Below are 23,174 nucleotides of genomic sequence, written 5' to 3' on the forward strand. Positions count from 1 at the left end.
GGCTCGCTCCCACAAGGACCGCATTTCAAATGTGGGAGCGAGCCTGCTCGCGAAGAGGCCAGTACAGACAAAGAAAATTCCGGGCTCAGTCGTTGATCAGCTTCCCCATCCGAATCGGCTCACGCCCGGCGACTTTCGCCTGCCAGGTGCCAGGCTGGGTGTAGCGCCCACGATCGATGGCGAACAGCACACCACTGGTGCCGGCCTGCACGGTGGTGACCTTGTCGTTCAACGGGTCGACCACCTCGAACAGCGCATCGCCCTTCTCTACCCATTCCCCGGCTTCACGCAGGAAACTGACCACGCCGTGATGCGGTGCGAACAGGTATTGGGTGCCTTCGAACGGCATGCCTTCACAGCAGTCGGCCGGTGCCGCCGGCCAGGTGCCGGAGATGAATCCCTGCTCGGCGAGGAAGCCGAGAATGGCCTCGCAATTGGCCCGGGCCTGGTCGACCCGGGTGTCGCCCATGCTGCCCAGCTCCAGCGTGGTTGCCAGGTTGGCCGGTGGAATCGCCGCCGCCGGGAACGCCCGGGCCAGACGCAACCAGGGCGAGGAACAGGACTCGTCGAACGAGCTGCCGCCGGAGTCTTCACACAACAGCGCCACGCCGGCCTGCAAACGCGCCGCCAGGGATCGCCATTGTGGCCAGTGCTGCGGCAACGCGTAGATGTGGATCGCCGCTTCGAAATCGCAATGCAGGTCCAGGGTGATGTCGGCGTCGCAGGCATGGCGCAGCAACAGGCGATGCATGGCTTCCAGCTGCGATGTCGCTGCCGGCAATTCGTCGAGCACCTGGCCCATGGTCTGGCGAATCAGCGCGATGTTGGCCTGGGCATCGCTGCCCAGACGATCACCGACCCGCTCGGCCACCGGCGCGCTGAGTTCGACGAACGAGCGGTTGAAGTTCTTGCCGCTGCCCAACTCGAATCGCCCCATGTGGCTGCCTTGCAGGTGCTGGTCGAGACCAATGGGATTGGCCACCGGCACCAGTTCGATCACGCCGTTCAACTGTCCCTGCTGTTCAAGTTCAGTCAGGCGCTTCTTCAACTCCCAGGCCGTGCGCATGCCCGGCAATTCGTCGGCATGCAGGCTGGCCTGGATGTATACCTTGCGCGGCCCCGCGCCATAACGGAACACGCTGAGGGTGCGCTCAGTGCCCAGGTGGCTCCAGGGAAGTGTGTGGTCGATGCGTTGCATGGACGGACTCCTGATGTCTGCACGGTGAAATCACCTGTGGGAGCGAGCCTGCTCGCGAAAGCGTCAAGCCAGCCAACATGGATGTTGAATGTACCGGCGCCTTCGCGAGCAGGCTCGCTCCCACAGGGATCTTTGTGCTGGAAATGATTGCACAAAAAAAATGGCAACCGCGTCTGACGGTTGCCACTTTTCCAAACGGCTGGATTACTCGCCGTAAACGTCAAACTTGAAGTACTTGTCCTGCACTTGCTTGTACTTGCCGTTGGCGCGGATCTCGGTGATGGCTTTGTTGAACTGCTCGGCCAGGGCAGTATCGCCCTTGCGCACGGCAATGCCGGCGCCGCCACCGAAGTACTTCGGATCGTTGTACTCAGGGCCGACGAAGGCAAAACCTTTACCGGCGTCGGTTTTCAGGAAACCGTCGTCCAGGTTGACCGAGTCGGCCAGCAGCGCGTCGATGCGGCCGGAGACCATGTCCAGGTTGGCTTCCTGCTGGGAGCCGTAGCGTACCAGGACAATCCCTGCCGGTTGCAGCACTTCAGTGGCGAAGCGGTCGTGGGTACTGGCGCGCAGGACACCGACTTTCTTGCCCTTGAGTTCGGTCAGAGGGTCCTTGACGTCGGTGCCTTCCTTCATCACGAAGCGCGCCGGGGTGTGGTAGTACTTGATGGTGAAATCGACGTTCTTCTTGCGGTCGTCAGTGATGGTCATGGACGACAGGATGGCGTCGATTTTCTTGACCTTCAGCGCAGGGATCAGGCCGTCGAACTCTTGCTCGACCCAGGTGCACTTGACCTTCATCTGCTCGCACAGGGCATCGCCGATGTCCACGTCGAAACCGGTGAGTTTGCCGTCAGGGGTTTTCATCGAAAATGGCGGGTAACCGGCTTCGATGCCGATGCGGATCGGCTTGGCGTCGTCAGCCACGGCGGTCAGGGACAACATCGACAGTGCCAGGGCACCGAACATCACTAGCTTCTTCATTTATAACTCCTGTGTGCGGAGGCTTTTATTGGCAGCTTCGATTGGCAGCGTTCGGTCCTCGCTTTGTGAGCGGAACCGAAGTGGCCGGCAGTCTAGAGCGGCTACAGGAGGGTAAATTACGCCAAGGCGACAAATACTTACAAAAAAGTGGCGCCAGGATCGAGTCATTGCGGTGAACGCGCCATGACGGGGAAACGTCTGTCGGACAGATCGCGTTTTCAGATCGGACCTACAGGCGTTTCGACGCCATCCGACGCAACGGGCCGGCTGGCGATGCCGGGCGTTTTACGGCACATTGGGCGCCCTTGCGTCCCATCGAGAGTAGCGCGATGCCCACGTTGAACCTGATCCAGCACCACCCCGCCGAAGGCCCGGGTGCCATCGCCTTTTGGGCCGAGTCCCGAGGGCTGACGCTGCAGGTGTTTCGCGCCGACCTGGGGCAGTTGCCGCCCGTTAGCGCCGATCCGGTGATTCTGTTGGGCGGGCCTTATGAATCCAATGCCGGCCCGGCCTGGCTTGCGGCCGAACGGCAATGGCTCAAAGGCAGCCTGGATCTGGGCGGGGCCGTGTTCGCCATCTGCCTGGGGGCCCAGTTGCTGGCGTTGAGTCTGGGCGGCAATGTACGGCGCATGGACCGGAGCGAAACCGGATGGACCACGGTGAGCTTTATCGATGGACAAGCGCTGAAGGTACTCGAGTGGCACGAAGACGCCATCGACCTGCCGCCTGGCACGCAACTGTTGGCCAGCAGCGAGCACTGTGTGCAGCAGATGTACCGCGCCGGGCCAGCGCGGCTGGGGTTGCAGTTTCATCCGGAGTGGAACGCCGAGTCGGTGGCCATGCTCAATGCGCATTTTGGCGATGAGTCGCCGTTGCCGCGGGGGCCGCAGGACGGTGCAGCCTATGCCGAGGTGTTGGAGTGGTTGCAGGCGACACTGGATGAGTGGTTGGCGGCGGGGAGTGAATAACAAAGATCAAAAGATCGCAGCCTTCGGCAGCTCCTACAGGCAACGCAATTCAATGTAGGAGCTGGCGCAGCCTGCGATCTTTTCGGTTACCTCAACACTCGCAACCGACCACGCTGGCGGTTTGCCGCTTCACCCCGGCACTCAACTCAAACCCTTCATCCAGCCACCCGGTCACGCCGCCGATCATCTCCTTGACCGGATACCCCAGGGCCGCCAGCTTCACCGCGGCCTTGTTGGCGCCGTTGCAGTGAGGCCCGGCGCAATAGACCACGAACAACGTGTTTTTCGGATATCCGGCCAAACCTTCGGCGGTCAGCAAGCGCCCGGGAATGTTGATCGCTCCCGGTACATGCCCGCGCTCGAACGCCAGCGGGCCACGCACATCCACCAGAATGAAATCGACTTCGCCAGCCTGCTGGCTGCCGTAGACGTCGGAACAATCGGTTTCGAACGTCAGACGGTTGCTGAAATGCATCAGGGCGATGGCCGATGGGGCGGCGGGAATTTCGCGAACCAGACTGGTCATGGGCTGTACTCCAAAGAGGCGATGGGTGTGGGGAGACTTTATCCGCCCGGCACTTGCGGCTACAGTGGCGCACAAGACACCGATCGGGAATTTTCCGCCAAATGCATCCCAACCCCGCAATGGTCGCGATTCTGGCCTACGACGGCCTCTGCACATTCGAGTTCGGCATTGCCGTGGAGATCTTCGGCCTGCCACGCCCCGAGTTCGATTTCCCGTGGTACGAACATCGCATCGTCGCCGTCGATCAAGGCCCGATGCGTGCCATGGGCGGCATCCAGGTCCTGGCCGACGGCGGCATGGAATTGCTCGCCGATGCCCGCACCATCATCATTCCCGGCTGGCGCGACCGCAGCGCCACGGTCCCCGCAGAGCTCATCGACGCCCTGCGCCAGGCCCATGCGCGGGGCGCACGGTTACTGTCGATCTGCTCCGGGGTGTTCGTCCTCGCCGCCACCGGGTTGCTCGACGGGCACGGTGCGACCACGCACTGGCGCTACACCTCGGAACTGGCCGAGCGGTTTCCCGGCATCCTGGTGGACCCGGACGTGCTGTATGTCGATTCCGGCCAGTTGATCACCTCCGCCGGCAGCGCGGCCGGCATCGATGCCTGCCTGCACCTGGTGGCCCGGGATTTCGGCACGCAAGTGGCCAATTCCGTGGCCCGGCGCCTGGTCATGTCGCCGCAACGCAGCGGCGGCCAGGCGCAATTCATTCCGACGCCGGTCAGTCCTACACCGCGCAGCGATCTTTCCCGCGTCATGCAGTGGGCACGTGAGCGCTTGCACGAACCGCTGGAAGTGCGCGACCTGGCCAGCGAAGCCGCCATGAGCGAACGTACGTTCCTGCGTCGCTTCACCGAAGCCAGCGGCCAGTCACCGAAAACCTGGTTGCAGCAGCAACGTCTGGGCCGCGCCCGCGAACTGCTGGAAAGCAGCGACCAGAACACCGAGCAGATTGCCGAACGTTGCGGTTATCGCTCGGTGGAAAGCTTTCGGGTGGCCTTTCGAACCGTGGTTGGCGTGCCGCCTTCGGTGTATCGGGAGCGGTTTGGGCGTGGAGGCAGTGCTTTACCTTCGGTTGGCCTTTAAGACGCCTTCGCGAGCAGGCTCGCTCCCACACGGATGGTGTGAACACTGAAAGTCCACTGTGGGAGCGAGCCTGCTCGCGAAGGCGTCAGCCCTGTCACCTCAAGCTCTCAAGGCTTGCGCAACAGATAGGTATCCATGATCCAGCCATTGGCCAGCCGCGCCGCCTTGCGCACCCGTTCGATTTCATCCGCCACATCCTTGAGCTTGCCGCTGATCAGGATTTCATCCGGCGTCCCCAGATAGGCCCCCCAGTAAATCTCGGTGTCCCGGTCCGCCACCTGATGGTAGGCATCCTGAGCATCGAGCATCACCACCAGGCTGTCGGCATCGCTCACCTGCCCTGCCGCCAAACGCCGGCCCGTGGTGATTTCAACGGAGCGGCCAATCTGGTTCAGCGGCACCTTGTGCTGTGCCGCCAGGGCCTGGACGCTGGTAATGCCGGGAATCACCTCGAACTCGAACCCACAGGCGCCCGAGGCCTGGATCGCCTGAAGGATACGGATTGTGCTGTCGTACAGCGCAGGGTCGCCCCACACCAGGAAACCACCACACTGGTCGTCGGACAGTTCTTCATTGATCAGCCGTTCGAAGGTCTGTTGTTTGGCCAGGTTCAAGTCGTCGACACTGCTCCTGTAGTCCACCTCACCGCGCTCGCGCTCGGGGCTGTGGGCCTGGACAAAACGGTAATCGTGGTCGGTGATGTAGCGTTCGCAGATTTCGCGCCGCAAGTCGATGAGTTTGTCTTTGCTCTCGCCCTTGTCCATGAGGAAAAAAACGTCGACCTGATTCAGCGCCTTCACCGCTTGCATCGTGATGTAGTCGGGATTGCCGGCGCCGATGCCGATGACCAGGAGTTTTTTCATCACAGCAAGTCCTCGGGGTCGGTGCCCGGCAAGCGCAACCGCCAGCGGCCATGGAACCTCAACTCGACCGCCGACAGGGGTTCGACGTCGATCATGTCGGACGCCGCACCCTGCAACACCTGCGTCAGCGCGGCGCGGATGACAAAGGGATGGGTAATGGCAACGACGTGCCCCGGCGTCGACTGCAACGCGGTCAACCACGCCGCCACTCGCTCGCCCAGTTGCACCAGCGACTCGCCACCGTGGGGTGCCGAAGCCGCATCCCCCAGCCAATGCTCGAGGGCCCCGGGGTCGGTTTTTTGCAAATCGCCGATGCGCTCACCACCCCAATCCCCGAAGTCGCAATCCTTCAGTGCGTCGACAATCTCCGGCGCGCTGCCGAACAGCTCTGCGGTTTGCCGGGTGCGCAGTTCCGGACCGCAGACAAGGTGTGGAACGCCCTTGAACTGCTTGCAACGGGAAAGCCTGAGCGCTTGCCAATCCATCTCCAGAGGTTCGTCCAATGGAAAACGCGCCAGTTTCTGTGCGACGGTTCTAGCGTGACAAATCAGGGTTAAACGGGTCGCCTGCACCGGCAATCACTCCAGGGATGGAAAGGAACAACGGCGTCAGGGGACTGCCATCGCGCAATTGTGCCGCAAGAAAGCAGGCCTTGGGGGTAATGCCGATCAGTTAAGCCCCGGACATTGTGGGAGCGAGCTTGCTCGCGATGGCAGACTGTCAGGCACTCCTTGTTTGACTGTCCAGCCGTCATCGCGAGCAAGCTCGCTCCCACAAGGTTTGCACTGACTGGCATCAGGCCTTGGGGGTGTTTAATTTTCCGGTTTGAAGCGGGCTCCGTCAGGCATGTCCTGGCAGGTTTTCTCTTATCGCTGACTGCAACTCAGGCAATGGCCTACAAGACTTTGCGACATCGGCGTAGCCCCTTGCTGCAGGCACTTCGCCCCATTTTCGGGCACGGTCGGACCCCGCGAAAATTAACTAGACAGGCAGCACGCGATAATTAAATACTCTTTTCAACGGACTGTTAAAACATGTGCCACGCTCATCCAGCAGGAGCCCGGATGCCCTTTCTCGAATACCCGATCAATGTGCCAGGCCCGGCAACGCCAGTGGCCGAATCGTCCGTTCCTCGTTTAATACAGGCAATCCCAGGAAGCATCTGACAAGAAAAAGAGTGGCGCCTGACAACGATCAGATGTCCACCGAATAAATGTGTGGAAAAACCGACAGTGATAGTCAGGTTCGGCTCAAACCGCCGGATCGTTTGATACAGGAGTGTCTCCATGCTGGTCTTGCGTCCAGTCGAGTTGGCCGACCTGCCAAGGTTGCAGAAGCTGGCTCGTGAAAGCCTGGTGGGTGTCACATCCCTGCCCGACGATAGCGAACGGTTGCGCGAAAAAATTCTCGATTCCTGTGCCTCGTTCGAGAAAGACGTCGAGGGTCATGGCCCGGAAAACTATTTCTTTGTCCTTGAAGACCCGGCGACGCAGCACCTGGTCGGCTGCTCGGAAATCCTCGCCACGGCGGGGTACGGCGAGCCGTTCTACAGCCTGCGCAACCGGCATTTCACCAGTGCCTCGCGGGAACTGAACATCGAGCACGGTGTACCGGCCTTGTCGTTGTGTCACGACCTCAGCGGCCACACCTTGCTGCGCGGCTTCCATATCGATGCCGCACGGGTACGCACCGCCCATTCCGAACTGCTGTCGCGGGCGCGCCTGTTGTTCATCGCAGCCCACCCCGGGCGTTTTTCCGCAACGGTGATCACCGAAATCGTTGGCTTCAGCAGTGATGAAGGGCACTCGCCATTCTGGGATGCCGTGGGCAAACATTTCTTCGACCTGCCCTACGTCGAGGCCGAACGGCTTTGCGGCCTGCAGAGCCGCACCTTTCTCGCCGAACTGATGCCGCAGTATCCGATTTACGTGCCCATGCTGCCGCAAGCGGCACAGGACTGCATCGGCAGCATCCACCCCGATGGCCAGGAGGCCTTCGATATCCTCGAGCGTGAAGGCTTCGAAACCAACAGTTACATCGATCTGTTCGATGGCGGCCCGACGCTCTATGCGCGCACCTCGGGCATTCGGTCCATCGCCCACAGCCAGTGCAGCCTCACGCAGTCTGGCCCGGTGAACGATGCCCGGGGCAGCTATCTGGTGAGCAACGAGTCCTTGAAGGATTATCGGGCCATCGTCGCCGATCTTGATTACATCGCCGGGGAACCCGTCACGCTGGACGCGGCCATGTGCACGGCGCTGAAGGTGACCGAGGGCAGCCCGGTCAGGCTGATCGCCCTGTGAGTGCCCGCCTGGGTCAACGCCAACGCCCGAACACCCATGAACAAGGAACAGCCGCATGATTGTCCGTCCGGTCCAGATCACCGACCTGCCCGCCTTGTTCACGCTGGTGCGTCAGGCCAGCCCCGGACTCACCAGCCTGCCGGCCGACGAAGAACGCCTGGCCTACCGGATCCGCTGGGCCCAACGCACCTTTGCCGGGCAGGTCGATCGGGCCGATGCCGATTACCTGTTCGTGCTCGAGGACGACGAGCAGCAAGTGGTGGGCGTCAGCGCCCTGACGGGTGGAATCGGTCTGCGCGAGCCCTGGTACAACTACCGGGTCGGGCTGACGGTCAATGCTTGCGCGGACCTGGGTATCCAGCGCCAGATCCCGACCCTGTTCCTGAGCAACGAATTGACCGGGCAATCGGAAGTCTGCTCGTTGTACCTGCGCCCGGATCAGCGCCAGGGAAGCAACGGTCGTTTGCTTTCGCTCGGGCGCTTGTTGTTCGTGGCCGAGTTCACGCAGCTGTTCGGCCACCGGCTGATCGCCGAATTACGCGGCAGTACCGACGAACGAGGTGGCTCACCGTTCTGGGACAGCCTCGGCCGGCATTTTTTCAAGATGGATTTCAGCCATGCCGATCACTTGTCCGGGCTGGGCAACAAGTCGTTCATCGCCGAACTCATGCCACGCCAGCCGCTGTACACCTGCCTGCTCACCGAACAGGCCCAGGCGGTGATCGGCAAGGCCCACCCGAACACCGAGCCGGCCCTGAAAATCCTCAGCGCCGAAGGTTTTGCCCACAACGGCCATATCGATATCTTCGACGGCGGACCGGTCATCGAGGCCCCGGTTTCCAGTATCCGCACCGTGTGCGACAGCCGACCGCTGCAACTGGCCATCGGCTCGCCGGACGCTAACGATCCGCTCTGGCTGATTCACAATCGTCGCCTGGAAAACTGCCGCATTACCTGCGTCCCGGCCCGCCTGGCGGGCAACAGCCTGGTGGTCGATCGCCTGACCGCCAAGCGCTTGCAGCTGCAGCCCGGCGATTCGGTGCGCGCCGTGCCGCTGCTCAACCAGCGGCAACAGGCCGTGGCGGCGTGACTTATCAGCTTACTGCCTCAGGCGTCAATCCGGCTTACCCAGCAAATTCGTCATCATTGTCCCCCTGCGCGCGTGATAGCCTTTTGTTTCTTCGGCGTTGACACTTTTGCTCAAGCCCTTCCATTCCATTGGTGGAACTCATATGTCCAGGCTTTCCCATCAAGATTTGCGCCGCAATTTTCGCCAACTGTTCGCCTCCGACACCTGCTACCACACGGCCTCGGTGTTCGACCCGATGTCGGCGCGCATCGCCGCCGACCTGGGTTTCGAAGTCGGGATCCTGGGTGGCTCGGTCGCCTCGCTGCAGGTGCTGGGCGCCCCTGACTTTGCTCTGATCACCCTCAGCGAGTTCGCGGAACAAGCCACCCGCATCGGCCGCGTTGCCCAGTTGCCGGTGATTGCCGATGCCGACCACGGCTACGGCAACGCGCTCAACGTCATGCGCACTATCGTCGAGCTCGAACGGGCCGGCGTCGCCGCGCTGACCATCGAAGACACTCTGCTGCCCGCGCAGTTCGGCCGCAAATCCACCGACCTGATCACGGTCGCCGAAGGCGTCGGCAAGATCCGCGCGGCACTGGAAGCGCGCTGCGATAAGGAAATGGCGATCATCGCCCGCACCCACGCCGGGATTCTGCCGGTGCAGGAAATCATCAGCCGCACCCGGCAATACCAGCAAGCCGGGGCCGACGGGATCTGCATGGTGGGCGTCAAGGACTTCGACCATCTGGAGCAGATCGCCGAGCACCTGAGCGTGCCGCTGATGCTGGTGACCTACGGCAACCCGCTGCTGCGCGACGACAAGCGCCTGGCCGAACTGGGCGTGCGCGTGACCATCGACGGCCATGGCGCCTACTTCGCCGCGATCAAGGCGACCTACGACAGCCTGCGCGAACAACGCCAGATCCTCACCCAGACCTCGGACCTGAGCGCGACCGAGCTGACTCACACCTACACGCAACCTGAGGAATACATCCGCTACGCGGAAGAGTTCATGAGCGTGAAGGAGTGATGGTTTAACCCGATTCACCGCCTTCGCGAGCAGGCTCGCTCCCACATTTGGATCGCGGGTGTACACCGATGATGTACTCACCGCAAATCCACTGTGGGAGCGAGCCTGCTCGCGAATGCGGTGTGTCATTCAGCATTTATATCGACTGACACTACGCCTTCGCGAGCAAGCCCGCTCCCACAGGTCATGCGGTGGGCGCTCACGCCGAGTCGAGCAGTTCGCGATGGGGCTTGCCATTGCCGCAACAGATCACGCGGTTACGCCCGGTGGTCTTGGCTTCGTACAGCGCATGATCGGCGTCGTTGAGCCAAAGCGTGGCATCGGTGTGCGCCGGGTCGAAGGACGCCAGGCCAATGCTCAGGCTGACTTTCAGCGCCGGACTCTGCTCGTAACCCAAGGTGGCGAAGCGATCACGCAAGGCATCCATGACCATGGCGGCGCGGTTCAGGGGCAGGTCCGGAAGGATCACGCAGAACTCGTCACCGCCGTAGCGCCCGGCCACATCGGTCGCTCGCAGGTTCTGCTTGAGCATTTTGCTCAACTGACGCAGGACGATGTCACCGGCAACATGGCCGTAGGTGTCGTTGATGGCCTTGAAATGGTCGATGTCGATCAGGGCAATCGCCCCGCCTTTTTGCTGGCGTTTGCAGCGCTGGAACTCGACTTCCAGCTGGTCCTTCCAGGCGCCATGGTTGAACAGGCCCGTCAGGCTGTCGGTGCGGCTCAGCGCCAGCAGTTCACGCTTCTGACGGCCGAGGGTATGGGCCTGGCGGAAGCAGATCCACCCCAGCGCCAAGGGATACAGGCACAGCAAGGGCAAACAGGCATAGAGCTGCAGCGGGCTGGTCGCTGGAATGAACGCCGGGGCGAAAATCTGCAAACCGACGCCGATGCCCAGCACTTGCGCGGCCGTCCCGGCCAGCAGGAAGCGCATGCCGCCGATGGCCACGTTGTTCATGGCCATCATGGAAATGGTGGTCGCGCTGGGCAGTGGATTGAAATGCATCGCGGCAATCCAGAAGCCGCCGAGAAAGGCATCGATCAGCAGATTGCGGTGTTCGGCGTGATAAGGCTTTCTGGCCCGGCGTGCCCATTGATAAGCCACGTGCGGCCAGACCAGGCCATTGAACCACATGAAACCCCAGACCCAGGGCGCCGGATCGAGTGGATACATCGCCGCGCTCACGCACACCAACCCCAGGGCCACCCCCAGGATTCGCGATGTATAGAGCCTCCTGGCCAATGAGAAACCCTTTCCTCCCGCTTTTTCCATAAGGCCTCTGTGCCACTCGACGGAATGCGATAACAGCCTGTGCCTGTGCGCTGGAGTCTATCAGGGCGAGATTAAATAGCCATCACCGGCTGACGGGCTGAATATCGCGACATCACCCTCACATAAAAGCAAAAGCCTCACCCCAGAAACGGCTATACATGAAAGAAGGGGTTGATCAATGACCATAAGAGGAGGCCCATGCAGACCTTTCAAGTATTGATCATCGGCAGCGGGTTTGGCGGCCAATGTGCAGCAATCAATTTGCTCAAGGCCGGCATCGACGATTTTCGCCTGCTGGAGCGGCGGGATTTCTTCGGCGGCACCTGGTGCCAGAACACCTACCCCGGCGCGGCCGTCGACGTGCCTTCGCCGCTGTATTCGTTGTCTTTCGCGCCGTATCGCTGGACGCAGATGTTCGCCGAACAGGCCGAACTGCATCGCTACACCCGCCATGTGGTGGAACACTTCGGCCTGCGCAACAAGGTGGAACTGGACGCGAATGTCGAGCGCATCGAATGGGACGACACCAGCAAGCGCTGGACCGTCTACACCGCCGACAAGGGCACGTTTTGCGCGCAGTTCCTGATCAACGCGACCGGGCCGCTGAGCCAACCGGTGGTGCCGCGCTTCGAGGGGCAGGAGCGTTTTCAAGGTAAAACTTTTCATACCAACAACTGGGATCACGGCTACGACTATCGGCAAAAACGCGTGGCCATCGTCGGCAGCGGCGCCAGTGCGGCCCAGGTGATTCCGGCCATTGCCCCGGACGTCGGGCACTTGCATGTGTTCCAGCGCACGCCCCACTGGGTATTGCCCCGGGCTGACCGCAGCTTTGGCCGTTTCCAGCGCTGGCTGCTGGGCCTCAAACCGGCCTACAAACTGCTGCGCTGGGGGATCTACTGGCAGTTCGAAACCCGGGTGATTGCCTTCAAATATTCGAAGCCGGCGGTACACATGGTCCAGCGCCAGGCCCTGCGTTTTCTCAAACGCCAGGTGCCGGACGCCAAACTGCGGAGCCAACTGACGCCGGACTACACCATCGGCTGCAAACGGGTGATCCTGTCCAGCACGCTGTACCCGGCACTGGCGCGGCGCAACGTGACGCTGCACAGCCGCGAGCAAGGCATCGCCGCCATCGACGAAACCGGCATCGTCACCCTGGATGGCCAACACATCGACCTGGACCTGATCGTCTGGTCCACCGGCTACGACGCCACCGACGGAGTGATTTCCTACCCGGTCACGGGAAAAAACGGCACCCGTCTCAAGGAAGTCTGGGCGCAATACCCTCGGGCCTACCTCGGCACCGCCCTGCCCGACTTTCCCAACCTGTTTATCGTCACCGGGCCGAACACCGGGATCGGCCACACCTCGGCGCTGTTCATCATCGAATCGCAGATGAATTACATCCTCGACTGCATTCGCACCTTGAAGACTCAAGGTTTACGCAGCATCGAAGTTCGCCATGAGGCGGAACGTACCTACACTGAAATGATCCACCGGGAAATGGAACGTACCGTGTGGAAGTCCGGTGGTTGCCACAGTTGGTATCAAAGCAAGAGCGGTCATGTGATTGCGATGTTTCCGGGGTTCAGTTTCAGCTTTCATCGCTTGACCCGAGCGCTGAAACCCGCCGATCACATTTTGTCCTGAGCTGATAGAAGGGAGACGCGTGATGCTTTTGTTGTTCGTGGTTCTCGCAGTGTTCGTCGCCTGGAGCTGGCTGACCTACCCGGCCATCGGCTACTGGCTCTATGACTTGAGCATGGCGGCCGAGGCCAAGCTGTACCGGCTGCACAAGATCGTCGTGCCCATCCCCGAGATGACCGTCTCGACCTGGCAAGGCGGGCCGTACGAGGCCACCAGCAGTGTGCTGATGCTCCATGGCTTCAGCGCCGACAAGAACCTCTGGCTGCGTTTCGCCCGGCACTTTGTCGGCAGCCATCGGGTGATCATCCCGGACATCGCCGGTCATGGCGAAACCGGCTTCAAGGCGGGCGGTGGCTATGACATCCCGCTGCAGGCCAAGCGCATGATCCAGTTGCTGGACGTGTGCGGCGTCGAGAAAGTCCATGTCATCGGCAACTCCATGGGTGGCTACATGGCGGCGTGGCTCGCGGCCAATTACCCGGAGCGCATTGTGTCCCTGGCCCTGATCGACCCGGCGGGGGTCACCTCACCCGAGCCCAGTGACCTGGAGCGGCATTTGGCCAAGGGCCACAACCCGTTCCTGATTCACTCGCGGGAAGAATTCCGGCGTTTCTACGCCATGACCATGGCGTCCCCGCCCTGGGTGCCGAAGCTTGTGCTCGATGCCGTCGCCCAGCGTTATGAACAGTCCCGCGAAGAACTGGAAGAAATCTTCCGCGATTTCCGCGCCAGCCCGCCGATGGAACCCCACCTGCCCGACATCATCGCCCCGTCGCTGTTGCTGTGGGGGCGCAAGGACCGGCTGATCGACGTCAGCAGCGTGGCGGTCTGGAGCAAGGGCATCGCCGACCTGCGCGTGCATATCTGGGACGCCATCGGGCACATGCCCATGGTGGAAGCGCCCTCCGGTTCGGCGCGCCTGTATCGGGAGTTTTTGGCATCGCTGCGGTCGGAGAGTCCACAGGATCAACGACTGCACTAGGTTTGCAGTCCTTTGCAGAATGAAGTTCGTCAGAAACTTCGTTTGTCGGCGTCGCTGAAGGCTGCGATCTTTTGCCCATCCTTTACGTCACCGCGCCAGGAATCCTGTTCATGAGCCACCCGAACTTCGTCAGCCCTGACCTGATCCGCCAACGCTTCTCCAAAGCGATGTCCGACATGTACCGTGAGGAAGTGCCGTTGTACGGCGCGTTGATGGAACTGGTGGAGCAGACCAACCGTCACGTGCTGCAAAGCGATCCGCAGATCCTGCAACAGCTCACCAGCACCGGCGAAATCGAGCGCCTGGACCTGGAGCGCCATGGGGCGATCCGCGTCGGTACGGCCGATGAACTGGCGACCCTCGCCCGCCTGTTCGCGGTGATGGGGATGCAACCGGTGGGTTACTACGACCTGACACCGGCCGGCGTGCCAGTGCATTCCACGGCGTTTCGCGCAGTGCATGAAGCATCGTTGCAGGTCAGTCCGTTCCGGGTATTCACCTCGCTGTTGCGCCTGGAGTTGATCGAAGACCTGGAACTGCGAGCGTTCGCCCAGTCGATGCTCGACCGACGCTCGATCTTCACCGCCAAAGCCCTCTCGCTCGTCGAGCGTGCCGAATCCGAGGGCGGCCTGACCGAACCGCAAGCCCGGGAATTCGTCGAACAAGCCCTGGAAACCTTTCGCTGGCACCACAGCGCCACCGTCACCGCCGAGCAGTATCAGAAACTCAGCGCCCAGCATCGGCTGATCGCCGACGTGGTGGCATTCAAGGGTCCGCACATCAACCACCTGACTCCACGGACCCTGGACATCGACATCGTCCAGGCGCAAATGCCCGCCCACGGCATCACCCCCAAAGCGGTGATCGAAGGTCCGCCCCGCCGCCAGTGCCCGATCCTGCTGCGCCAGACCAGTTTCAAGGCCCTCGACGAGCCGATTGCCTTCACCGATCAGAACGAAGCTCGCGGCAGCCACAGCGCCCGCTTCGGCGAGATCGAACAGCGCGGTGCCGCCCTCACGCCAAAAGGCCGCGCACTGTACGACCGCTTGCTCAATGCCGCACGGGACGAACTCAAGGACTTCCCCAACGAAGCCAACGCCGCGCGCTATAACGCCCTGATGGCGCAGCATTTCAGCGAGTTTCCTGACACCTGGAAAGGCATGCGCCAACAGGAGCTGGCCTACTTCCGCTACTTCGTGACGGAAAAAGGCTTGGCGGCGGGCGACCTGAAGAATGCCGCCCTGGAAGACCTGCTCGGCAGTGGTTACCTGCGGGTTGAGCCGCTGGTGTACGAAGACTTCCTGCCGGTCAGCGCGGCGGGGATTTTTCAGTCAAACCTGGGGGACGCGGCGCAAACCCGTTACGGCGTGCACGCCAATCAGCAGGCGTTCGAAAAGGCATTGGGGCGTTCGACGATCGATGAATTGGCGTTGTATGCCGAGAGCCAGCGGCGCTCGATCGAGCAGTGTTTCGCGGCGTTGGCCGATGTTGTTCAAGACAATGAAAAAGGCTCCTCACGCAATCCCGGGTAACACCGATAACGCAATACCTGTAGGAGCCAGCCTGCTGGCGATGGACTTCAGTGCACCGCGTTTATCCAGTTCGCCCGCGTTATCGTTAACGTCCATCGCTGGCAGGCCAGCTCCTACAGGGGATCGCGTTTATCCAGTTCACCCGCGTTATCGTTCACGACCATCGCTGGCAGGCCAGCTCCTACAGGGGACCGCGTTTATCCAGTTCGCCCGCGTTATCGTTAACGACCATCGCTGGCAAGCCAGCTCCTACATGGGAGCGTGCCCACGCTGCCCCCAAAAAAAACGGGCGACCTGCAGGTCGCCCGTTTTTTTATATCCGAAACTTTCAATACAACCAATAAAGTGTTCGCCCAGTGCAATGGCCTCGGCAATCCATGCACTGGTAAAGAGCCGCACACTGGGCGAACGGAAAGTATTTTAGTAGATGAGAATCAATATGTCCGCACTGCAAAGATGAAATTTATCGACACAATGTTTAAGGAAACATCGACTTGATTGCGACGCCGCACAACGCTTTAAACGCGACCGTTAAACGCTATGAGCTGATTATTCCTGTACAAGACTTCTACAAAAACAATCAGCCCATATCACTCAATCTCAGTGCTTGCTGGTCACCGTCAATATGTCGGTGTAAACCACGTTAACGCTTTGTCCGACTTTCAAGTCCTTGAGTTTGGCCTGGACTTCAGGTCGCTTGACGTCAACCGTCTTGGACTTGCCTTCCGGGTTTTCAAAAGTCACCTGGTGTTTTTTCTGGTCGATGTGGGTGATTTTCAGCTGCACTTTCACTTGACGGTAAGCTTCGCCGCCAGGGTTGTCGCTACCGGGTGCTGCGCGCACTTCGCCGGTGGCTTCGGCAGTGCCCGGCAGGCCTTTGTCGACATCGGTGTCGAGGAAGGCGGCAACGGCGCTGGTGACCCTGATGTCGACCGTGTCGCCGGCCTTGAGGTTGTCGAGGTTTTTCGCTTTTTCGGTCAGTTGCACAGGGAATTCATTACCCTGCGGGCCTTTGAGGACCACGATACGGTTTGCGGTATCTACCGAAACGACTTGGGTGGCGACCTGATCGACCACCACAACTTCGGACAACGGGAGTTCGGCGGCAACCGCACCGAAACTGGCAGCAGACAGCAAGGTGGCGAGGGTGATGGCTTTGGTCAGTGCGTGGCGTTTCATAGGCAGAACTTTCCCTGTGATGAATGACAACAGACGGCGTTGACGCAAAGCGCAATGCCATGTGTGCGATGAGCATAGACGCTGTTCAGCGAGTGGTCGCAGCAGGCCGCTGATTTTCTAATACCCGGTCATTTCCAGATAGCCGATCCCTGCATGACTGCCACTGAGGCGCACCGGGCCTTCCCAGTACGGTATGCGCAAGTCCATCCACGCCTGGGGATTGAGCGCAGTGATGGTGATATCGAGGTGTCTGGAGGGGATTTTGATCGACCAGCGAACGGGCATGTCGCGCCCGACCACGCTGGCCCTGTCTTGCGGTATGAGGCTGATGTCGCCGGCGTGCAGCAGCTGTGTCTGCCCCCGGGCGTCGATCCAGGTGCCGGTGAGGTAAGGCTCGCCGTCCTTTTGCCGCATGCGATACAGCATCACCTGCTCGCCGCTGTCCAGGTGCAGGGAGAACCAGTCCCAACCGCTTTGATTGGCCGTCAGGGGCTGGCTGCTCCATTCACGGTCGAGCCAGGCCGGGCCACTGACCTGAAAGGTCTGGCCGTCGATTTCCAGAGTGCCGCTGGCCTGGAAAAACGGCTGACTGTAGTAGTAAGAGGCCTGCCCCTGCTCGGACTTCTGGCTGAACCCCTTGTCGCCTTGCAGCACCAGCGGACCTGTCGAGGTCAATCGCAGCCGGTAGCTGAAGCGCTTGTCGCGGGCGCTGAGCAGCAGGTCGGCCAACGGATCGTCGGCTGTCGCCTGGCTGCTCAGCTGCCAGTCGTCGATCCATGCATTGAACGGCGCAACGCTGACACCGGCCTGACCGACGCCGCCACGGGCATAGCGTTCCGCCGCGTGATGCACCGTCGCCGACGTCACCGCCGCATGACCGAGCCAGATCGTCTGATTCTGCCAGCCCGCCACCTCGGGGCTGGCTTTCAAGGCGCTGCGAAACAGCGTCCATTGCGCACCGAACTCATGCCCCTGAGCGTCCTTCAGGTTAGCGGTGATGTACCACCATTCGATGCGAAAGCCATCGTGCGGGCCGTGATCCGCCGGGAAGCTGAACACCCGGCCGGGCACCACCGGGGTAAACGCAGCGGCCTGGTTGCCCAGCCCGGCAAAACCCTTTTCTACCGGCGCCGGTTGATCGCAGCCATTCAACAGCAGCACCAACAGCGCCAGGAGCAAGACGCCGAACTTAATCTTCATGAGCAAACGTCCGCAGCAAGTCCGCCGGTTGCGTGCGGTACAAACGGAACAACGGCCAGGCCGAAGCCAGCAATGTCGCCACCAGCGCCAGGCCCATCAACTGCAACAGTTGCAACGGGAACACCCGTAACGGCAGGCGCCAGCCAAAGGCCTGCACATTGATCACCGTGTCCAGGCACCACGCCAGGGCGATGCCCAACGGCAACGCCAGCACCAGGGTCAGCAGCGCCAGCAACCAGGTTTGCCCGAGGTTGAGCAACATCAGATGCCGGCGTGTCACGCCCAGCGCCCACAGCGGCGCCAGTTGTCCGAGACGGCTCTGGCTTTGGGTCAACAGGCTGATGAACAGCGCCACGCCGGCCACGCACAACGTCAGGCTATTGAGCGCGGCGGTGGCGGCGAAGGTGCGTTCGAAGACTTGCGTGGACCAGCCCTTGAGCCGCGCCTGATCGACGATGCGGCTGTCCTCCAGGGTAAAACGCGCCTGCAGCGCCGTGACGAACGCCGGGATCGATGCCGGTTCGATGCGCAGGTTGAAGCGGTTCGGTGCCAGTTGCGGCCAGCCGCGCAGCAGGTGATTGATATTGACCAGAATGTGGCCCTTGGGATTGCCGTAGTCGGCGTAGATCCCGACGATCCGTGGCGACCAGGGGCCAGTGGGCGTCGGCAGCGTCAGGTGGTCGCCCAGTTGCACGCGCAGGCGCCGGGCCAGTTGTTCGCTGAGCATCACCGCATCGTCCTTGGCCAACCGTTCCCAAGGGTTGTCGCCCAGGGCTTCGAGCAACGGCCAGTGCTGGCGGTAGGTCGGGTGATCGATGATCCCGGACAGGTCCGTCGGCCAGCCCTGCAACTGGATCGACACCTGCCAGTTGGGCAACACCGCCGCCAGTTGCGGCTGCTGGTTGAGCCAGCCGTGCAGCTCCCTGGCCTGGGCCGGGTTCTGTGGGTTGAGGTAAAGCTCGGCCGTCAGACGTTGCTCGAGCCAGTCGCTGAAGGTCTGGCGAAACCCTGCGGTCATGCTGCCGGCACCGATATTGGCGGCCATGGCCAACAGCAGCGCCATCAACGCCAGGCTCAACGCCGGAAGTTGCTGACGGCAATCGGCGACAAACCATTGGCCCAGTACCGAGCGACTACGCTGCGAAGCGAGACTGAGCAGCGAACTGAGCACCACCGGCAACGCCAGTGCGGCACCGATCAACAGCGCTGCCATCAGCACGAAGCCACTGACCAGGCTGTCGCCGAAGATCAATGCCAGCAACGCGATCACCCCCGCCATTGCCGCCACCCAGGCCTGGCGTCGCAACCAGCGTGCATGGGCCTGATGCCAGGCCTGCGGGTCGGCCAGCGCCAGCAATGGCAAGCGCGCCGCCCGCAGCAGACTGTTGACACCGGCCAGCAACGCGCCGATCAGACTCAGGCCGATACCACTGAACCACCATGACAGGCCGAGGTTCAACTGCCCCGCCACTTCGGCACCGTACAAGCCACGCAGGCTGGCGGCGACATCCGGCAACAGCCCGGCCGCCAGCAGGTAGCCGCTGACCACCCCGGCCGCCCCGCCGACCAGGGCCAATCCACCCAATTCGACCGTGAGACAAGCGATCAGCATGCGCGCACTCACACCACAGGCACGCAGGGTCCGCAGCAAACCTCGCCGCTGCTCCAGCGCCAGCCCGATGGCGGCGTGCACGATAAACAGGCCGACCACGAACGACAGCACCCCCAGGGCTGCAAGGTTCAGGTGAAAGCTTTCGGTCAGGCGTATGAGGTTGTTTTCTTCGCCGGCGCTCTTGAGTTGCAGCTGGCTCTGGAAGGCGTGCGGCAGCGGCGCAGTGAAATCCTTCGGCAGCAGCAGCCGCGACAGCTGATCCGGCAACCCGAGAATCTGCTGGGCAAAACCGATGTCCACCAACAGCAACCCGGGCGCCATGTCGGCCTGCACCTGCAGCGGCGGCAGTGCCACGCCCGCCAGGTTCAGCGGTCGGTCACCTTCGCGCAAGCCCAGTGCCTGCAAGGTTTGCGACGATATCCAGGTACTGCCCGGCGGGCTGAAAAAACCGACCACCTGCTCAATCGCCAAGGCCTGCCCCGCCACCGCCGCGCCCGCCGGAAGCGACACCGGCTCGATGCCCATCAACTGCAGACGCTGTTCTTCATGCCCCTTGAGCGTGACCCGGCCTTGCAGCACCGGTGACACGGGCCACCCCGCGCGGCGCAGATCGACAAACCATTGCTGTGGGAAGGTGCCGCCACCGGGCGCACTGAGACTGGCCTGAGGCTCGCCGCCGATCAACTGACTGGCGCGGGCATAGCTGTCGCGGGCCTGGCTGTTGAGTGCCTGGACGCCGGTCAACAGGCCGGTGGCCAGCCACAACCCGGTCAGCACACTGAAAAACTGCACCGGATGCTGCCGCCAGTGGCTGAGCAGCGCGCGCAGGGTCTGGCCAAAGATGCGCATGTCAGGGCTCATCCACAGCGGCCAGGCGACCACCGCACAGCAAGGCCTTTTCCGCCAGCCGCGCCGCCACGCCGGGACTGTGGGTGACCATCAGCAGGCTGGTGGGACTGTCGTCGAGCAGTTCCAGCAGCAACTGCAACACCTCGGCACCGGTGGTTTCATCGAGGCTGCCAGTGGGTTCGTCGGCCAGCAGCAATGGCGGGCGCGACGCCAGCGCCCGGCCCAGCGCGACCCGTTGCTGCTGGCCGCCGGACAGTTGCTCCGGGTAGCGCCGCAACAGCTCGCCCAGGCCCAGGCGCTGAACCAGATGGGCTTGCCAGCGTGGGTCATGACGCCCGGCCAAACGCGCCTGAATCGCCAGGTTGTCTTCGACCCGCAGGCTGCCGATCAGGTTGAATTGCTGGAACACCAGGCCGATTTCCGTACGACGCCAGTTTGCCAGTTGCCCTTCGTTCATCTGTTCCAGGCGATGCCCGCCACTGCGGATACTGCCGCGATCGACCTTGTCCAGCCCGGCGATCAGGTGCAGCAAAGTGCTTTTGCCACTGCCCGACTCGCCCATCAGCGCCAGGCTGCTGCCGGGCCTGAGCGTCAGGTCGACGCCTTGCAGCACCGGCAGCGGCCCCTGCGGTGTGGCGTAGCTTTTGAAAACGCCATGGACTTCAAGCATGGGTCAACCTGCTGGATATGCGTGGCTCAAGGATAGCGGCCCTGAATGTTTTTTGTCCGTTGCCGATGATCGCCCTGCCCGTGCCCCGCCCTACCCTCGAAGCTGGTCTAGCCATAACGATAAAAAACGGAGACACCATGCCTCGTTTCACCTTGAGCCCTCGTGGGCTGCTCGCTTGCCTGATCACTGCCTGCCTGGTGCAATCGGTGGTCGCCGCCGATGCACCGGTCGCGGCCAGCCCGCAAACCACGGCCAGTAACGCCGCGGTGCTGAAGCAACTGCCCTTCACCGACCGCACCGACTACGAGTCGGTCAGCAAAGGTTTGATCGCGCCCTTCAAGGGCCAGGTCAAGGACGCCGCGGGCAAGGTCATCTGGGACATCCAGGCCTATGACTTCCTCGCCAAAGACCAGGCCCCGGAGTCGGTCAACCCGAGCCTCTGGCGCCTGGCCCAACTCAGCGCCCATGCCGGATTGTTCGAAGTCAGCCCGCGTTTGTATCAGGTGCGCGGCCTTGATCTCGCAAACATGACCATCATCGAAGGCGACGACGGGCTGATTATCATCGACCCCTTGACCATGGCCGAAACCGCCAAGGCAGCACTGGACCTGTACTACCAGAACCGCCCGCACAAACCGGTGGTGGCAGTGATCTACAGCCACACCCACGTCGACCACTTCGGTGGCGTGCGCGGGGTCATCGACGAAGCCGACGTCAAGGCCGGCAAGGTCAAGGTGTTCGCCCCCGCCGGGTTCATGGAACACGTGATGAGCGAGAACGTCTACGCCGGCAACGCCATGAGCCGCCGCGCGCAGTTCCAGTTCGGCAGCCTGCTGCCCCGTGGCGAAAAAGGCCAGGTCGACGCCGGCCTGGGCAAGAGCACGCCGAGCGGCGGCACCGTCACCCTGATCCCGCCCACCGACCTGATCGACAAGGCACTGGAGACCCGCACCATCGCCGGCCTCGAGGTGGAATTCCAGTTGACCCCGGGCACCGAGGCGCCGGCGGAAATGAACCTGTACCTGCCGCAGTTGCGTGCCTTGTGCATGGCGGAAAACGCCACGCAAATGATGCACAACATCCTCACCCCGCGCGGCGCGCAAGTGCGGGATGCCAAGGCCTGGGCCGAGTACCTGGACGGCAGCCTGGCGCGGTACGGCGACAAGAGCGACGTGCTGTTCGCCCAGCACAACTGGCCGACCTGGGGCGGCGAACGCATCCGCACCTTCCTCGCCGACCAGCGCGACATGTACGCCTTCCTCAATGACCGCACCCTGCACCTGCTGAACCAGGGCCTGACGCCGCTGGAAATCGCCGACTCGATCAAAAAACTGCCCGGCAGCCTGGACCAGAAGTGGTACACCCGTGGCTACTACGGCTCGCTGAGCTTCAACACCCGTGCGGTGTATCAGCGCTACATGGGTTTCTATGACGGCAACCCGGCCAACCTCAATCCGCTGCCACCTGTGGAAACGGCGAAGTACACGGTCGAGGCCATGGGTGGCGAAGCGGCGGTACTGGAGAAAATGCGCGCGGCGATGACCAAGGGTGAGTACCGCTGGGCCGCGCAGCTGGGCAATCAATTGCTGTTCGCCAACCCGGACAACGGCGACGCGCGCAAAGCCCAGGCCGAGGCGCTGGAGCAGATGGGCTATCAAAGTGAAAACGCCACCTGGCGCAACATGTACCTGACCGGCGCCATGGAACTGCGCAACGGCGTACCACCCCATGCGGGCACTTCGGTGTCGGTGGACATGGTGCGGGCGATGAGCCCGCAGATGTTCTTCGACTTCCTGGCAGTGCGTCTGGACAGCGAAAAGGCCGCAGGCCATGACCTGACCCTGAACTGGACCTTCGAGGACCTGAACATGGACTTCAACCTGACCCTGCGCAACGGCGTGCTGACCCACCGCACCGGCCTCAACGCCCAGGCGGATGCCAGCGTGACCATGAGCAAGGCCACCCTGGAACAGATCAGCCTCAAGCAGCTGGACATCCCCACGGCGATCCAGAAAGGCCTGATCAAATTGCAAGGCAATGGCAAGAAGCTTGGAGAGTTGATGACCAGCCTCGATACGTTTGCGCCGCAGTTTAATATCGTTACCCCGTGACAGATCACCTGTAGGAGCGAGCTTGCTCGCGATGGAGGTCAACGATGATGCGGGGAGCCTGACACCCCGCGGTGCTCTCAGGTT

Annotated in this window: 19 protein-coding genes; 9 read left to right on the forward strand and 10 right to left on the reverse strand. The window is 62.0% G+C overall.

Going from position 1 to position 23,174, the window contains the following annotated elements; all coding sequences use genetic code 11:
• Nucleotides 1–85: 85 nt before the first annotated feature.
• Both AC3WJW_RS29665 and AC3WJW_RS29670 read right to left on the reverse strand, forming a co-directional pair.
• Complete coding sequence (locus tag AC3WJW_RS29665; protein WP_493728503.1) at nt 86–1,198, reverse strand: succinylglutamate desuccinylase/aspartoacylase family protein; 1,113 nt, start codon at nt 1,196–1,198, stop codon at nt 86–88.
• 204 nt (nt 1,199–1,402) lie between these two features.
• Nucleotides 1,403–2,182 carry an ABC transporter substrate-binding protein gene (locus tag AC3WJW_RS29670; RefSeq protein ID WP_007975754.1) on the reverse strand — a complete coding sequence of 260 codons (780 nt, stop codon included), beginning with the start codon at nt 2,180–2,182 and terminating at the stop codon, nt 1,403–1,405.
• Nucleotides 2,183–2,511: 329 nt separating this feature from the next.
• Between AC3WJW_RS29670 and AC3WJW_RS29675 the strand changes: the two genes are divergently transcribed.
• The gene (locus tag AC3WJW_RS29675; RefSeq protein WP_493728504.1) at nt 2,512–3,150 is read left to right on the forward strand and encodes a type 1 glutamine amidotransferase; all 639 of its coding nucleotides are present in this window, start codon (nt 2,512–2,514) and stop codon (nt 3,148–3,150) included.
• 91 nt (nt 3,151–3,241) lie between these two features.
• Here the strand turns inward: AC3WJW_RS29675 and AC3WJW_RS29680 are convergent, their stop codons facing one another.
• Nucleotides 3,242–3,676, reverse strand: a complete 435-nt coding sequence (locus AC3WJW_RS29680; RefSeq protein ID WP_493728505.1) for a rhodanese-like domain-containing protein — start codon at nt 3,674–3,676, stop codon at nt 3,242–3,244.
• A gap of 101 nt (nt 3,677–3,777) precedes the next feature.
• Between AC3WJW_RS29680 and ftrA the strand changes: the two genes are divergently transcribed.
• The gene (gene ftrA / locus AC3WJW_RS29685) at nt 3,778–4,764 is read left to right on the forward strand and encodes a transcriptional regulator FtrA (RefSeq protein WP_015095677.1); all 987 of its coding nucleotides are present in this window, start codon (nt 3,778–3,780) and stop codon (nt 4,762–4,764) included.
• Nucleotides 4,765–4,871: 107 nt separating this feature from the next.
• On the opposite strand, the gene cobF is transcribed toward ftrA, so the two are convergent.
• Both cobF and AC3WJW_RS29695 read right to left on the reverse strand, forming a co-directional pair.
• Nucleotides 4,872–5,627, reverse strand: coding sequence for a precorrin-6A synthase (deacetylating) (cobF, locus tag AC3WJW_RS29690; RefSeq protein ID WP_493728506.1), 756 nt, complete (start codon nt 5,625–5,627; stop codon nt 4,872–4,874).
• Nucleotides 5,627–6,199 (reverse strand): histidine phosphatase family protein, encoded by a 573-nt coding sequence (locus tag AC3WJW_RS29695; protein WP_493728507.1) that lies wholly within the window; start codon nt 6,197–6,199, stop codon nt 5,627–5,629. The genes cobF and AC3WJW_RS29695 overlap by 1 nt, the downstream gene beginning before the upstream one ends.
• Nucleotides 6,200–6,913: 714 nt before the next feature.
• On the opposite strand from AC3WJW_RS29695, the gene AC3WJW_RS29700 reads away from it, so the two are divergent.
• The 3 genes from AC3WJW_RS29700 to AC3WJW_RS29710 all read left to right on the forward strand — a co-directional run bounded on the left by AC3WJW_RS29700 (nt 6,914) and on the right by AC3WJW_RS29710 (nt 10,032).
• Nucleotides 6,914–7,930 carry an arginine N-succinyltransferase gene (locus AC3WJW_RS29700; RefSeq protein WP_493728508.1) on the forward strand — a complete coding sequence of 339 codons (1,017 nt, stop codon included), beginning with the start codon at nt 6,914–6,916 and terminating at the stop codon, nt 7,928–7,930.
• Nucleotides 7,931–7,985: 55 nt separating this feature from the next.
• On the forward strand, nt 7,986–9,020 hold the full coding sequence (astA, locus tag AC3WJW_RS29705) for an arginine N-succinyltransferase (RefSeq protein WP_493728509.1): 1,035 nt from the start codon (nt 7,986–7,988) through the stop codon (nt 9,018–9,020).
• A 142-nt stretch (nt 9,021–9,162) separates the two neighbouring features.
• On the forward strand, nt 9,163–10,032 hold the full coding sequence (locus AC3WJW_RS29710; RefSeq protein WP_104448722.1) for an isocitrate lyase/PEP mutase family protein: 870 nt from the start codon (nt 9,163–9,165) through the stop codon (nt 10,030–10,032).
• A 199-nt stretch (nt 10,033–10,231) separates the two neighbouring features.
• Here the strand turns inward: AC3WJW_RS29710 and AC3WJW_RS29715 are convergent, their stop codons facing one another.
• Nucleotides 10,232–11,305 (reverse strand): diguanylate cyclase, encoded by a 1,074-nt coding sequence (locus AC3WJW_RS29715; protein WP_493728510.1) that lies wholly within the window; start codon nt 11,303–11,305, stop codon nt 10,232–10,234.
• Nucleotides 11,306–11,503: 198 nt separating this feature from the next.
• Here AC3WJW_RS29715 and AC3WJW_RS29720 point away from each other — a divergent pair, with 198 nt between their 5' ends.
• The 3 genes from AC3WJW_RS29720 (at nt 11,504) to hglS (ending at nt 15,469) form a co-directional block, all read left to right on the forward strand.
• Nucleotides 11,504–12,958 (forward strand): flavin-containing monooxygenase, encoded by a 1,455-nt coding sequence (locus AC3WJW_RS29720; RefSeq protein WP_493728511.1) that lies wholly within the window; start codon nt 11,504–11,506, stop codon nt 12,956–12,958.
• A 22-nt stretch (nt 12,959–12,980) separates the two neighbouring features.
• The gene (locus AC3WJW_RS29725; protein WP_493728512.1) at nt 12,981–13,937 is read left to right on the forward strand and encodes an alpha/beta fold hydrolase; all 957 of its coding nucleotides are present in this window, start codon (nt 12,981–12,983) and stop codon (nt 13,935–13,937) included.
• A gap of 110 nt (nt 13,938–14,047) precedes the next feature.
• Nucleotides 14,048–15,469 (forward strand): 2-oxoadipate dioxygenase/decarboxylase HglS, encoded by a 1,422-nt coding sequence (gene hglS / locus AC3WJW_RS29730; protein ID WP_493728513.1) that lies wholly within the window; start codon nt 14,048–14,050, stop codon nt 15,467–15,469.
• 600 nt (nt 15,470–16,069) lie between these two features.
• Here hglS and AC3WJW_RS29735 read toward each other — a convergent pair.
• From AC3WJW_RS29735 to AC3WJW_RS29750, 4 genes are all read right to left on the reverse strand, one after another.
• Nucleotides 16,070–16,648, reverse strand: a complete 579-nt coding sequence (locus tag AC3WJW_RS29735; protein WP_008052121.1) for a hypothetical protein — start codon at nt 16,646–16,648, stop codon at nt 16,070–16,072.
• A gap of 117 nt (nt 16,649–16,765) precedes the next feature.
• On the reverse strand, nt 16,766–17,848 hold the full coding sequence (locus tag AC3WJW_RS29740) for a lipocalin-like domain-containing protein (RefSeq protein ID WP_493728514.1): 1,083 nt from the start codon (nt 17,846–17,848) through the stop codon (nt 16,766–16,768).
• Nucleotides 17,838–20,309: an ABC transporter permease gene (locus tag AC3WJW_RS29745; protein WP_493728515.1), complete on the reverse strand. Its 2,472-nt coding sequence runs from the start codon at nt 20,307–20,309 to the stop codon at nt 17,838–17,840. Before AC3WJW_RS29745 ends, AC3WJW_RS29740 begins: the two co-directional genes overlap by 11 nt.
• A gap of 1 nt (nt 20,310) precedes the next feature.
• Nucleotides 20,311–20,979: an ABC transporter ATP-binding protein gene (locus AC3WJW_RS29750; RefSeq protein ID WP_493728516.1), complete on the reverse strand. Its 669-nt coding sequence runs from the start codon at nt 20,977–20,979 to the stop codon at nt 20,311–20,313.
• A gap of 137 nt (nt 20,980–21,116) precedes the next feature.
• Here AC3WJW_RS29750 and AC3WJW_RS29755 point away from each other — a divergent pair, with 137 nt between their 5' ends.
• Complete coding sequence (locus tag AC3WJW_RS29755; protein ID WP_493728517.1) at nt 21,117–23,090, forward strand: alkyl/aryl-sulfatase; 1,974 nt, start codon at nt 21,117–21,119, stop codon at nt 23,088–23,090.
• The last annotated feature ends 84 nt before the right edge of the window (nt 23,091–23,174 follow it).

This window comes from Pseudomonas sp. GW821-FHT07G06, assembly GCF_058986625.1.

Bases quoted from the DNA above. Each gene is read 5' to 3' on its own strand.
- AC3WJW_RS29755 (WP_493728517.1), top strand. From the start codon at position 21,117: ATGCCTCGTTTCACCTTGAGCCCTCGTGGGCTGCTCGCTTGCCTGATC.
- AC3WJW_RS29720 (WP_493728511.1), top strand. From the start codon at position 11,504: ATGCAGACCTTTCAAGTATTGATCATCGGCAGCGGGTTTGGCGGCCAA.
- AC3WJW_RS29725 (WP_493728512.1), top strand. From the start codon at position 12,981: ATGCTTTTGTTGTTCGTGGTTCTCGCAGTGTTCGTCGCCTGGAGCTGG.
- AC3WJW_RS29740 (WP_493728514.1), bottom strand. From the start codon at position 17,848: ATGAAGATTAAGTTCGGCGTCTTGCTCCTGGCGCTGTTGGTGCTGCTG.
- cobF (WP_493728506.1), bottom strand. From the start codon at position 5,627: ATGAAAAAACTCCTGGTCATCGGCATCGGCGCCGGCAATCCCGACTAC.
- AC3WJW_RS29675 (WP_493728504.1), top strand. From the start codon at position 2,512: ATGCCCACGTTGAACCTGATCCAGCACCACCCCGCCGAAGGCCCGGGT.
- ftrA (WP_015095677.1), top strand. From the start codon at position 3,778: ATGCATCCCAACCCCGCAATGGTCGCGATTCTGGCCTACGACGGCCTC.
- AC3WJW_RS29665 (WP_493728503.1), bottom strand. From the start codon at position 1,198: ATGCAACGCATCGACCACACACTTCCCTGGAGCCACCTGGGCACTGAG.
- astA (WP_493728509.1), top strand. From the start codon at position 7,986: ATGATTGTCCGTCCGGTCCAGATCACCGACCTGCCCGCCTTGTTCACG.
- hglS (WP_493728513.1), top strand. From the start codon at position 14,048: ATGAGCCACCCGAACTTCGTCAGCCCTGACCTGATCCGCCAACGCTTC.
- AC3WJW_RS29680 (WP_493728505.1), bottom strand. From the start codon at position 3,676: ATGACCAGTCTGGTTCGCGAAATTCCCGCCGCCCCATCGGCCATCGCC.
- AC3WJW_RS29700 (WP_493728508.1), top strand. From the start codon at position 6,914: ATGCTGGTCTTGCGTCCAGTCGAGTTGGCCGACCTGCCAAGGTTGCAG.
- AC3WJW_RS29735 (WP_008052121.1), bottom strand. From the start codon at position 16,648: ATGAAACGCCACGCACTGACCAAAGCCATCACCCTCGCCACCTTGCTG.
- AC3WJW_RS29745 (WP_493728515.1), bottom strand. From the start codon at position 20,309: ATGCGCATCTTTGGCCAGACCCTGCGCGCGCTGCTCAGCCACTGGCGG.
- AC3WJW_RS29715 (WP_493728510.1), bottom strand. From the start codon at position 11,305: ATGGAAAAAGCGGGAGGAAAGGGTTTCTCATTGGCCAGGAGGCTCTAT.
- AC3WJW_RS29670 (WP_007975754.1), bottom strand. From the start codon at position 2,182: ATGAAGAAGCTAGTGATGTTCGGTGCCCTGGCACTGTCGATGTTGTCC.
- AC3WJW_RS29710 (WP_104448722.1), top strand. From the start codon at position 9,163: ATGTCCAGGCTTTCCCATCAAGATTTGCGCCGCAATTTTCGCCAACTG.
- AC3WJW_RS29750 (WP_493728516.1), bottom strand. From the start codon at position 20,979: ATGCTTGAAGTCCATGGCGTTTTCAAAAGCTACGCCACACCGCAGGGG.